At 75.2% G+C, this 11,425-nt stretch carries 10 protein-coding genes and 1 riboswitch; of the genes, 7 read left to right on the top strand and 3 right to left on the bottom strand.

What is annotated here, in order from left to right; translation table 11 throughout:
- Window positions 1-59 precede the first annotated feature (59 nt).
- Both NP048_RS12815 and NP048_RS12810 read left to right on the top strand, forming a co-directional pair.
- Complete coding sequence (locus NP048_RS12815; protein ID WP_227576027.1) at window positions 60-1,634, top strand: OmpA family protein; 1,575 nt, start codon at window positions 60-62, stop codon at window positions 1,632-1,634.
- Window positions 1,635-1,819: 185 nt separating this feature from the next.
- Window positions 1,820-2,320 (top strand): YqeB family protein, encoded by a 501-nt coding sequence (locus NP048_RS12810; protein WP_227576026.1) that lies wholly within the window; start codon window positions 1,820-1,822, stop codon window positions 2,318-2,320.
- Between the two features lie 46 nt (window positions 2,321-2,366).
- Here the strand turns inward: NP048_RS12810 and NP048_RS12805 are convergent, their stop codons facing one another.
- Complete coding sequence (locus NP048_RS12805) at window positions 2,367-3,035, bottom strand: nucleoside/nucleotide kinase family protein (protein WP_227576025.1); 669 nt, start codon at window positions 3,033-3,035, stop codon at window positions 2,367-2,369.
- 208 nt (window positions 3,036-3,243) lie between these two features.
- Here NP048_RS12805 and sucC point away from each other — a divergent pair, with 208 nt between their 5' ends.
- The 3 genes from sucC (at window position 3,244) to NP048_RS12790 (ending at window position 6,793) form a co-directional block, all read left to right on the top strand.
- Window positions 3,244-4,425: an ADP-forming succinate--CoA ligase subunit beta gene (sucC, locus tag NP048_RS12800; protein WP_227576036.1), complete on the top strand. Its 1,182-nt coding sequence runs from the start codon at window positions 3,244-3,246 to the stop codon at window positions 4,423-4,425.
- A 31-nt stretch (window positions 4,426-4,456) separates the two neighbouring features.
- Window positions 4,457-5,335, top strand: coding sequence for a succinate--CoA ligase subunit alpha (gene sucD, locus NP048_RS12795; RefSeq protein WP_227576024.1), 879 nt, complete (start codon window positions 4,457-4,459; stop codon window positions 5,333-5,335).
- 180 nt (window positions 5,336-5,515) lie between these two features.
- Window positions 5,516-6,793, top strand: a complete 1,278-nt coding sequence (locus NP048_RS12790) for a cell division protein PerM (protein WP_227576023.1) — start codon at window positions 5,516-5,518, stop codon at window positions 6,791-6,793.
- 44 nt (window positions 6,794-6,837) lie between these two features.
- Here the strand turns inward: NP048_RS12790 and NP048_RS12785 are convergent, their stop codons facing one another.
- Window positions 6,838-7,506 (bottom strand): hypothetical protein, encoded by a 669-nt coding sequence (locus tag NP048_RS12785; protein ID WP_227576022.1) that lies wholly within the window; start codon window positions 7,504-7,506, stop codon window positions 6,838-6,840.
- Window positions 7,507-7,579: 73 nt separating this feature from the next.
- On the opposite strand from NP048_RS12785, the gene purN reads away from it, so the two are divergent.
- Window positions 7,580-8,236, top strand: a complete 657-nt coding sequence (gene purN / locus NP048_RS12780; RefSeq protein WP_227576021.1) for a phosphoribosylglycinamide formyltransferase — start codon at window positions 7,580-7,582, stop codon at window positions 8,234-8,236.
- A 33-nt stretch (window positions 8,237-8,269) separates the two neighbouring features.
- Window positions 8,270-8,358: riboswitch (ZMP/ZTP riboswitch) on the top strand.
- Between the two features lie 50 nt (window positions 8,359-8,408).
- Entirely contained in the window at window positions 8,409-10,043 is a 1,635-nt protein-coding gene (gene purH / locus NP048_RS12775) for a bifunctional phosphoribosylaminoimidazolecarboxamide formyltransferase/IMP cyclohydrolase (protein ID WP_227576020.1), read from the top strand.
- Window positions 10,044-10,114: 71 nt separating this feature from the next.
- Here the strand turns inward: purH and NP048_RS12770 are convergent, their stop codons facing one another.
- Window positions 10,115-11,386, bottom strand: a complete 1,272-nt coding sequence (locus tag NP048_RS12770; protein WP_227575963.1) for an NAD(P)/FAD-dependent oxidoreductase — start codon at window positions 11,384-11,386, stop codon at window positions 10,115-10,117.
- Window positions 11,387-11,425 lie beyond the last annotated feature (39 nt).

The following is an 11,425-nucleotide window of genomic DNA, read 5'->3' as shown; positions in this document are numbered from 1 at the left end:
GCAGGTGCGCGCCGTCCGCTACCGTGTCCCGCCGGGACGCCGAGGACGGGAGCACGCGCGTGAGCAGGACCAGGACCGCTCTGGCGGTGGCCGTCGGTGCGGTGGTGGCACTGACCGCCTGCACCGGGGGAGGCGCCGTGCCGGTGCCGGCGGGGACCCCGAGCGCGACCGCCACCGCGGCTGCACCGGTCGAGCCGGTCGAGCCGGTCGTCGTCGAGACCGTGCTGGACGGTGAGACCGTCGACCTCCAGGTCGGGCCGCTGGCCGTGCACGACGACGCGGCGGTGCTCAGGCTCGCGGCGAGCGCGACGTACCCGACGCTGATGTCCGCGTTCTCCTTCGTGTTCGAGAGCATCGGCAGCCCGGGCCCCAACGGGGTCCGGGTGGTCGACCTGGACGCCGGGACCGTGACGCGGGCGCTGCGCACCGACGACGACAGGGTCGTCATGACGCGCAACGGCACCCCGGGCGGGCCCGCGACCGACGCGGCCGACGAGGCCGCCGGCGACGACGTCGTGATCCTCTACGTCGCGTTCCCCGTGCCCGACGCGGCGACGGTCGACGTGCTGCTGCCCGCCGCCGGGTGGGTCCCCGGGGTCCCGGTCGTCAGCGCCGACCACGCCGGCGTGCTCACCGTCCCGCCGTCCGAGCTGGTCGAGGGGGCTCCGGTCCAGCAGGACGCGTTCACGCTCGAGGCGTACACCGAGGTGCTGGGCGGCCAGGTGCGGTCGCGGCAGAGCACCGAGCGCCTCGAGGTCGCGGTGTCGTCAGACGTGCTCTTCGCGTTCGACTCCGACCAGCTCGCCCCCGACGCCGACGGCGTCCTGCAGGCCGCGGCCGCGCAGGTCGCGGGGCACGACGGCGGCAGGCTCACGGTCGTCGGTCACACCGACGACCAGGGCGACGAGGCGTACAACCTCGACCTCTCGCAGCGCCGCGCGGCGACGGTCGCGGCGCGCATGGCCGGGCTCGCGGACCTGGCGGCGTTCGACGTCGCCGTCGAGGGGCGGGGGGAGACGCAGCCGGCCGTGGCGGGCAGCGGTGAGGCCGAGCGTGCCCTGAACCGGCGCGTGGAGCTGGTGCTCGAGACCTCGGGCGGGCCCGAGCCGGAGGAGGTCGTCGAGGCCGTCGGGTCGCTGCCGGACCCCCAGGGCCCGGTCGCCCCTGGTCCGACCGGCGTCTCCGTGGCCGGCGACGACGTCTTCGACGTGCGGCTCGAGCAGGTCCGCCGGGTCGGGCGCTACGTCGTCGGTGGTCTCGAGGTCACGAACACCGGTGCCGCCGACCTGTCCCTGGGATCCCTCTCGGTCGGCGCGTGGGACTCGCGCGGGTCGTTCGACCCGCAGCTGCAGACCGCACCCACCAACGTCACGCTCGTCTCCGGTGGCACGCGCCTGTACCCCGTCGACTACCGCACCGACCCGCAGGACGACGAGCGCGAGCCGTTGTCCGACCGGATCGTCAACAGCATCGACCCCGGCGAGACGCGGCTGGTCACCGTGGTCTGGCCCGACCCCGGGACCGACACCGTCACGGTCGACGTCGCCCCCCGGTTCCACGGCAGCATCGCCGGCGTGCAGATCGCCGGCCGTGCGCCGTTCCGGCTCACCGACGTGCCCGTCGTCGACGGCTGACCGCGGACCGGCTCCGCGTCGTGCCACCCGTGCAGGGCGGGCGTACGGGTCGAGGACGAACCGCTCGCGACCGGCGTGCCCGTGACGGAGGCGCTCAGCGGCGGGGCGGTGGGTCCCGGCGACCCGGTGGGTGTCGTCCCGGACCGCCGCTCCCGACGGTCGGGTCACGCCACTACGGTGTGCTCGTGGTCACGGAGAGCGCGAACGGCGAGACGCGGGTGGGTGGCTTCGACACCGAGGGGCGGTGGTTCGTCGCCGGGCTGCTCGCGGCCGCGGGAGCGGCGCTCGGGCTGCTGCTGCCCCTGCTCGCGAGGTGGGCGGCGGGGCTGCCGTGGGTGCCGTTCCAGGGGCCGTTGCGCCTTCTCGCCTCGTTCGACGGGAGCTGGCTCGTCTGGGGGCGTCCCCTGCTCGGCGCCGTCCTCGGGCTGCTGCTCGCCGCGTGGGTCGTCACCGGCACCGCCGTGCTGGTCCTCAGCGACGCGCAGGTCGAGGTCGTGCGCCGAGGTCAGGTCGAGCGGGTCATCCGGCGCGACCAGGTCGACGGCGTCCACCGGCGCGGGTCGAAGGTCGTGGTCGAGAGCGCGCAGGGCCGCGAGCTGTTCGCCGACGACGTCGAGGGGCCGAAGGACGCGGTGCGCGCGGCCTTCGTGCGGCACGGCTACCCGTGGGAGGGTGGCGACGTCTGAGGCGTGCCCGCAGAGGGTCGCCCGTCCGTGACGGGCGCCGTCACCGTCAGGCCCCTCGTACCACCCGCGGTCGGCTCGGGTCGGTGTGGTCGAGCACCACGTGCGCGCGCTCGACGGGGCGGCACGCCGCCAGGTAGAGCAGCTGACCTTCGCGGTACCGCGCGTTCGCGGGGTGGGCGGGGTCCGGCGGGCAGCCGTCGCGCGCCGCCATGCGCGCGTACGTCGCCTCGAACGGCGCGTCGAGCCACACCCGCAGGTCCCACGCGTCCACGAGCTCGCCACGCTGCAGGAAGACGCCGTCGACCACGGCGACCGTCGTGTCGGTGACGTCGCGCCAGGGGGTCTCGAGGGCCGTGTCGGTGACGACGTCGCGCACCGCCGTCCGGACCCGCCGCGGGCCCGTGCGGCCTGGTGCCAGCGGGTCGAGCAGCATGCGCCGAAAGGCGTCGAGGTCGTACGAGTCGAGGAAGAACCCCTCGGGACTGGTGCGTCCGCGGCGGTAGCGCTCGTCGGCCGGCCGGTGGAACCCGTCGACGGACGCTCGCAGCACCTCGCGGCCGTCCGCGCGCAGCAGGTCCGCGAGGTCGTCGGCGAACGTCGTCTTGCCCACGCCGTCCACGCCGTCCACGCCCACCCGCACCGGGCGTCCGAGGCGGTGCGCGTCCGGCACGGCCGCCGCCACGCGGTGCAGCACCCGGCTGCGCTCGTCGGTCACGGGGCGGACGGTACCGGCCGGGCGCGATGGACGGGGCGGTCGCCCGCGCGGTCCGGGATCGGGCTCGCCGCGGACGGTCCGCTGAGAAGGTGAGCCCGGCCACAGTCTCTTGATGTCGAGGGACCTCGGTCCCGGCGATAGCATGCGTGCGGGCGATGCGGCCGCACCGAGGTCGCTGCGCGCGGTCGACGAGAGGAAACCGGACCAGGTGGACCTGTTCGAGTACCAGGCACGTGACATCTTCGAGAAGCACGGCGTGCCCGTGCTCGGCGGCATCGTCGCCACGACGCCCGAGGAGGCGCGCGCGGCGGCCGAGCAGCTGCTGCCGCCCGACGGCGGCGTGGTCGTCGTCAAGGCGCAGGTCAAGACCGGTGGTCGCGGCAAGGCGGGCGGCGTGAAGCTCGCGCGGTCGGCCGATGAGGCCGCCGAGAAGGCCGGCGAGATCCTCGGCATGGACATCAAGGGCCACACCGTGCACCGCGTGATGATCGCGGCCGGCGCACGGATCGCCCAGGAGTTCTACTTCTCGCTCCTGCTGGACCGCGCCGAGCGTCGCTACCTCGCGATGGCCTCCGTCGAGGGCGGCATGGACATCGAGCAGCTCGCGGTCGAGCGCCCCGAGGCGCTCGCCAAGGTCGCCGTCGACCCGCAGACGGGCATCGACCAGGCCAAGGCCGACGAGATCGTCGCCGCCGCCGGGTTCGCGCCCGAGATCGCGGGCAAGGTCGCCGACGTCCTGCAGAAGCTGTGGCTCGTGTACCGCGACGAGGACGCGACGCTCGTCGAGGTCAACCCGCTGGTCCTCACGGAGGACGGTGAGGTCGTGGCCCTCGACGGCAAGGTCACGCTCGACGCCAACGCGGACTTCCGGCACCCCGACCACGCCGCGCTCGAGGACAAGGCCGCGGCCGACCCGCGCGAGGCGAAGGCCAAGGAGAAGGACCTCAACTACGTCAAGCTCGACGGCGAGGTCGGCATCATCGGCAACGGCGCGGGACTCGTGATGAGCACGCTCGACGTCGTCGCGTACGCCGGCGAGGCGCACGGCGGCGTGAAGCCCGCCAACTTCCTCGACATCGGCGGCGGCGCGTCGGCCGAGGTCATGGCCGCGGGTCTCGACATCATCCTCACGGACCCGCAGGTCAAGTCGGTGTTCGTCAACGTCTTCGGCGGCATCACCGCGTGCGACGCGGTGGCCAACGGCATCGTCGCGGCCCTCGAGATCCTCGGGGACGAGGCGTCCAAGCCGTTGGTCGTGCGCCTCGACGGCAACAACGTCGTCGAGGGCCGCCAGATCCTCGCGGATGCCGGGCACCCGCTCGTCACGCTCGCCGACACGATGGACGGCGGGGCCGACGCGGCCGCCCGCCTGGCGCACAGCGCCGCCTGAGACCCCCGACGCAGAGAGAAGCAGACTTCACATGGCGATCTTCCTGACCGAGGACTCCAAGGTCATCGTCCAGGGCATGACGGGTTCCGAGGGCCAGAAGCACACGAACCGCATGCTCGCGTCCGGCACCGACGTGGTCGGCGGGGTGAACCCCCGCAAGGCCGGCACCACCGTGACGTTCGGTGACGTCGACGTCCCCGTGTTCGGATCGGTGGCCGAGGCCATCGACAAGACCGGTGCCGACGTGTCCGTCATCTTCGTCCCGCCGGCACACACCAAGGGCGCCGTGATCGAGGCCGTCGACGCGGGCATCCCGCTGGTGGTCATCATCACCGAGGGCGTGCCGGTGGCCGACACGGCCGAGTTCTTCTCCTACGCCCAGGAGAAGGGCGTGCGGCTCATCGGCCCCAACTGCCCCGGCCTCATCAGCCCCGGGAAGTCCAACGTCGGCATCATCCCTGCCGACATCACGGGACCCGGCAAGGTCGGTCTGGTCTCGAAGTCGGGCACGCTGACCTACCAGATGATGTTCGAGCTGCGGGACTTCGGGTTCTCCACCGCCATCGGCATCGGCGGCGACCCGATCATCGGCACGACGCACATCGACGCGCTCGCCGCGTTCGAGGCCGACCCCGAGACCGAGGTCATCGTGATGATCGGCGAGATCGGGGGCGACGCCGAGGAGCGTGCCGCGGCCTATATCGCCGAGCACGTCACCAAGCCGGTCGTCGGCTACGTCGCGGGCTTCACCGCCCCCGAGGGCAAGACGATGGGTCACGCCGGGGCGATCGTGTCCGGCTCGTCGGGCACCGCGCAGGCCAAGAAGGAGGCCCTCGAGGCCGCCGGCGTCAAGGTCGGCAAGACGCCGTCCGAGACCGCCCAGCTCGCGCGCGAGATCCTCAGCGCCTGACGAACGCGTCACGCGTCGCACCGCGGCCCCGGTCCCACGGACCGGGGCCGCGGTGCGTCCCGCACCCGGTCGACGCAGCACGCCGTCACCGCGCGGGTGGGGGCGGCCTCGCGCGCCGCCGGTGGCGACGCGCCGGGCCGGGTCCGGCGACGCGCCCGAGCCACCGGTCACCATGGGCGGGTGCCCCCGTCCACCGGTCCCGTCCCCCTCGCGGGTCGCGTCCGCCGAGTCCTGCAGGACGACCCGCACCCCACGTTCTTCACGTCGGCCATCGACGGTGCGCCGCGCTGGACCATCGGCGTGCTCACGGCCGTGCAGGCGGCCGCACTGTCCTTGCTCACGCTCGCGGTGCCCGCGATCGCGGTCTTCGTCACGACCGCGTCCGACCCCGCCCACGCCGAGGTGGCGTGGACGCGTGCCGTCGTCGTCGCCACCAACCTGTGGCTGCTCGCCCACGGGGTCCCTGCGGGCCTCGGCGGTGCGGTCGTCTCCGTGATCCCGCTCGGTCTGACGATGCTCGCGGTGTTCACCTGCTACGCGTCGGCCCGCCGGTCGGGCCACGCGACCCGGACCGGTGCCGTCGCCTCGATCGGCGGCTACGCGCTGCTCACCGGTCTCGTCGGGCTCGTCGCGGGCGCGGGTGTCCTGGGAGTCCTGCGCGCCGTCCTCGGTGGCCTGGTCGTCGGAGCCCTGGGCCTGGGCGCGGGCCTGCTGCGCCGTCCGGAGGCAGCGCCATGGGCGCAGGTCGTCGCGCCGCTGCGAGACCGGCTGCCGGAGCCGGTGGTCGTGGGTCTGCGCGCCGGGTTCGTGGCGGCCGCCGGCCTGCTGGCGCTCGCGGCGCTCCTGACGACGCTGTGGGTCCTCGCGGGCCACGCGACGATCATCGACGTCGCGCGCGGTCTCTCGCTCGACGCCGTCGGCGGGGTGGTCCTGGCGTTCGCCGAGCTCGCGTTCGTGCCCAACCTCGTCGTGTGGGCCCTCGCGTGGATCGCCGGTCCGGGATTCGCCGTGGGAGCGGGGACGCGCTTCGCGCCCGACGCGGTCGTCGCGGGCCCGCTGCCCGCGCTGCCGCTGCTCGGCGCTCTGCCCGGCGCGCAGGGCGGCCCGGTCCTCCTCGCACCGCTGCTCGTCGTCGGGGTCGGCGTGCTGGCGGGACTGGCCGTGCGCCGGTGGCTCAGGCCGGTCCGGGCGCGCGACGTCGTGGTGGCGGTGGGAGTCGTGGCGTGCACCGTCGGGGTCCTGGTGGCGCTGCTCGTCGCGCTCGCCGGGGGTGCCGCAGGGCCCGGCCGCATGGCCCACGTCGGGGCGAGCCCGCTCTGGGTCGGACTGCTCAGCGTCGCGGGGTGCGGCCTGGGTGCAGCCGGTGCGGCCGTGCCGTTCGACCGGACGGTGCGCGACGCGCTGCGCGCGCGCCGTGCGCGTCGTCGCGGGGTGGCGGCGGACGTCGCCGCCGACTGACCGTCCGTCGCCGGCCGCGGGCCGAACGGGTCAGGTCGGACCGGTCACGACGACGGAGGCACCGGCACGCCGAGGCGCCCGAACACCGTCTCGAGCCGCTCGCGCATGTCGGTCTCGAGCTGGGTCGCGCAGTTGCGCTGCGCCTGGTGCGTGAGCGCGGCCGACTTGCACTGCGCGAAGTCCCGGGACGCGTCGACGTACAGGAGCGTCTGCGAGCTCAGGCCCACCCAGACCAGCGACGCCACGAGCAGCACGACGGGCAATGCGACGACGGACCCGCGCGCCCGAGCCCGCGCGGCGCGCACCACGGCGACGAGCGCGAGCACGACACCGGCGAGCGCGGCGGCCGGCGCGGCGAGCATGGCGGGCCACGGCGCGCTCATCAGCAGCACCGAGGCGAGCAGCGCGCCGGCGGTCCAGGCGGACGTGCGGGACGCCCGCGCGACGCCCTCCGGGTCCGGCGGTTGGACGGGGTGCGGACCGGGGGTCCCGGGGGCGGGCAGGTGGCCCGGGGGAGCCGGGGGCCAGCCGTCACCGACGGGGGCGTGGGACGGAGCGTGCGCAGGAGCACCCTGCGGGGTGCGCGGCGGGGCGCCGTCGGAGGTGGGCGGGGCGCCGTCGCGGGTCGCGGCCGGAGCCTGTGACGGGACGTGCGCGGGTGTCCGCTGCCCGAGTTCCTGCGAGTCGTCCGGCGGTGCCCACGGGTTGCCCATGTGGCCATTCTCCCGCACGTCGTGGGTGGACGAACCCACGCCGTCCGCGCTGCGGGCGGGTAGGTTGCGCGGCGTGACGTCCTCCACACAGCCACGTCCTGTCCCGCCTGCCCACGCCGTGGCGGCGAGCCACCGTCTGGTCGTGCTCGTCTCGGGTGCGGGGTCGAACCTCGCGGCGCTGCTCGACGCGCACCGCGACCCCGCGTACGGTGCGCGCGTCGTGGGCGTGGTGTCGGACCGGCCGGGGATCGCCGCGCTCGACCTCGCCCGCCAGGCCGGCGTCCCGACCGCCGTCGTCGCCCTGCGGGACTTCCCGGACCGCGCGGCGTGGGACCGGGCGCTCACCGAGGCGGTCGGGGTCTTCTCGCCCGACACGGTCGTCTGCGCCGGGTTCATGAAGCTGGTCGGTGCCGCCTTCCTCGGGCGGTTCGGCGGGCGGACCGTCAACACGCACCCGGCGCTGCTGCCCTCGTTCCCGGGCGCGCACGGCGTGCGCGACGCGCTCGCGTACGGCGTCAAGGTCAGCGGGTGCTCGGTGATCGTCGTCGACGACGGCGTCGACGCGGGCCCGATCATCGCGCAGGAGGCGGTGCCCGTCGCCGACGACGACACCGAGGAGACGCTGCACGAGCGGATCAAGGTCGTCGAGCGGCGGCTGCTGGTGGACGTCGTCGGGCGGATCGCGCGCCACGGCCTGGACGTCGACGGCCGCCACGCGCGCCTGGGCTGAGCGGCGGCGGGAACGACGGCGGCCGCTAGACTCGGCCCCGGTCGTGACTGGCGCAGGTGGAGGACCACCGGGGAGCGACCGAGCACACCCCCTGCCGTGCACCGCCCGCCTGGGTGCCGGGGTCTACCGCTGAGGTCCCTCCGGACCGCCGACCGACCCAGGAAGGTGTGCCATGACGCACGACCCGACCCCCCTCGCCGCCGTCGCCGACGCGACCGCCGACACCACCCGCCGCCCCGTGCGCCGCGCTCTGCTGTCGGTGTACGACAAGACCGGCCTGGTCGAGCTCGCCACCGCGCTGCACGGCGCCGGCGTCGAGCTGGTCTCGACCGGCTCCACCGCGGCGACCGTCGCGGCGGCGGGCGTCCCCGTGACGCGTGTCGAGGACGTCACCGGCTTCCCCGAGTGCCTCGACGGCCGCGTCAAGACCCTGCACCCCCGGGTGCACGCCGGGATCCTCGCGGACACGCGCCGCCCCGAGCACCTCGCCCAGCTCGACGAGCTCGGTGTGGCGGCGTTCGAGCTCGTCGTGGTCAACCTGTACCCGTTCACCCAGACCGTGGAGTCGGGTGCGGGCGTCGACGAGTGCGTCGAGCAGATCGACATCGGTGGACCCTCGATGGTGCGGGCGGCCGCCAAGAACCACCCGAGCGTCGCGGTCGTCGTCGACCCCGCGCGCTACGGCGACGTCGTGGCAGCGGTGGCCGCCGGTGGCTTCACCCTCGCCGAGCGCACGCGGCTCGCGGCCGACGCGTTCGTCCACACGGCCTCGTACGACGTCGCCGTCGCGTCGTGGATGGGCAACGTCGCGACGACGACCGACGAGGTCGACGGCGTGGCGACCGGGTTCCCGGCGTGGATCGGCGCGACCTGGGAGCGCTCGGACGTCCTGCGGTACGGCGAGAACCCGCACCAGCGCGCGGCGCTGTACACGACCGGCCACGGTCCGGCCGGCCTGGCCCAGGCGCGCCAGCTGCACGGCAAGGCCATGAGCTACAACAACTACGTCGACGCCGACGCCGCGTGGCGTGCCGCGCACGACCACGGTGACACCGCCACGGTCGCGATCGTCAAGCACGCCAACCCGTGCGGGATCGCCGTCGGTGCGGACGTCGCGCAGGCTCACGCCCGCGCCCACGCGTGCGACCCCGTGTCGGCGTTCGGCGGCGTGATCGCCACGAACCAACGGCTGTCGCTCGCTGCTGCGCAGCAGATCGCGCCCGTGTTCACGGAGGTCGTCGTCGCGCCCGCGTTCGACGACGACGCGCTCGAGCTGCTGTCGCAGAAGAAGAACATCCGCCTGCTCGTGGTCGACGCCCCGCCGACGGCGCTCGTCGAGACGCGCCCGGTGTCCGGTGGCTTGCTCGTGCAGTCGGTCGACCGGATCGACGCGCCGGGGGACGACCCGGCGGCGTGGACGCTCGCCGCCGGCGACGCCGCCGACGACGCCACCCTGGCGGACCTGGCGTTCGCGTGGCGGGCCGTGCGGGCCGTGAAGTCCAACGCGATCCTGCTGGCGGACGGTGGTGCGTCGGTCGGGGTCGGGATGGGGCAGGTCAACCGGGTCGACTCGTGCCGGCTGGCCGTCGAGCGCGCGAACGCCGGTGACGTCGAGCGGGCACGGGGCGCCGTCGCGGCGTCCGACGCGTTCTTCCCGTTCGCCGACGGGCTGCAGGTCCTGCTCGACGCGGGCGTGCGCGCCGTGGTGCAGCCGGGTGGGTCCGTGCGCGACGAGGAGGTCGTCGCCGCGGCGGCCGCCGCGGGCGTGACGCTCTACCTCACGGGCACGCGCCACTTCGCACACTGATCGGGCGCGACCCCGCGGGGTCGCGCGGCTCGACCGCCCTCGTCACGCACGAGGGCGGTCGAGCCGCCACGTCAGGTCGCCGGGGACGCGCGCAGGAGCGTCCGCAGGTCCGCGGGCAGCTCACTGCCGGGCAGCTCACTGCCGGGCAGGGTCACGCGCGGCAGGTCGCCGCGCGCGAACAGGCGACGCGCAGCACCGACGTCGCGCGGCCGGTCCACCACGAGCGCACCCGTGACGGTGTCGCCGCGGGTCCACAAGGCCGTCCACCCGGTCACCCCGGGGTCGCCCAGCACGGTCACCCCGTCCTGCCGGGCAGGGAGCCCGAAGACGGTCAGGTCGTGACCGAGCTGCGTCGAGAAGACGTAGGGGACGGCCTCCGGCTCGTCGACCGCCACACCCAGGAGCCGCCGGACCAGGACGTCCGGTCCGTGGAGCGCCTCGTCCCAGTGCCCGCCGGGCACCCAGCCGTGGCGGGCCGAGCGACGCACCGCGACGTCACCCACGGCCAGCAGCCCGGGAAGGGGGCCGCTCGTGCCGAGCACGCGGTACGACTCGTCGACGGGGACCGCACCGGCCCGCAGCGGGACCACGCCCGCCAGCCAGCCGGTCGCGGGGCGTGCGCCCACCGCGACGAGGACGGCGTCGGCGGACAGGTGGGTCCCGTCCGCGAGGTCCACGCCCGTGCTGTCCACGGCGGCGACCGGGGTGGACGTCCGCAGCTCGACGCCGGCCGCCGCGTACCAGGGGGCCGTGAGCGCGCCGACCCGCTCACCGAGCGCCGTCGCGAGCGGCGCTGCCCGGGCCTCGACCACCACGACGTCGTGCCCGGCAGCGGCGGTGACACCCGCCACCTCGGCCCCGATCCACCCGGCCCCGACGACGACGAGCCGGCGGGTGCCGCCCCCGAGCGCGGCCCGCAGCGCGTCGGCGTCGGCCGCCGTGTGCAGCGTCGCGCCCCGCCAGCCGGGCACGGAGACCGCGTGGGCGCCCGTGGCGAGCACCACGCACGACGACGTGACCTCACCGTCGTCGGTGAGGACCGTTGCGCCGCCGCCGGGACGCAGGCGCAGACCGCGAGCGGGCCGGGCGAGGTGGACCTCGTCGGCGAGTGCGTCCAGGTCGTGGCCGAGGTCGTCGGCGAGCCACGTGGGTGAGGTGCGGTCGAGGAGGTGCTTCGACAGCGGCGGTCGGTCGTACGGCGCCAGTCCCTCGGCCCCCAGGAGGCCCACCGGGCCGTCGTAGCTGTGGTCCCGCAGGGCGGCGACCGTCCGCAGGGCGGCAAGACCCCCGCCGACCACGAGGACGTCGGCCGGAGGGGCGGGCGCGCGGGACGGGTCGGTCACGGGATCACGGTAGCCCGGGCCTCGCGGCGGTACGCTGGG

This window comes from Cellulomonas xiejunii (assembly GCF_024508315.1).
GTDB classification, from domain to species: Bacteria; Actinomycetota; Actinomycetes; order Actinomycetales; family Cellulomonadaceae; genus Cellulomonas; species Cellulomonas xiejunii.
This window is presented reverse-complemented; position numbering and strand designations above follow the sequence as displayed.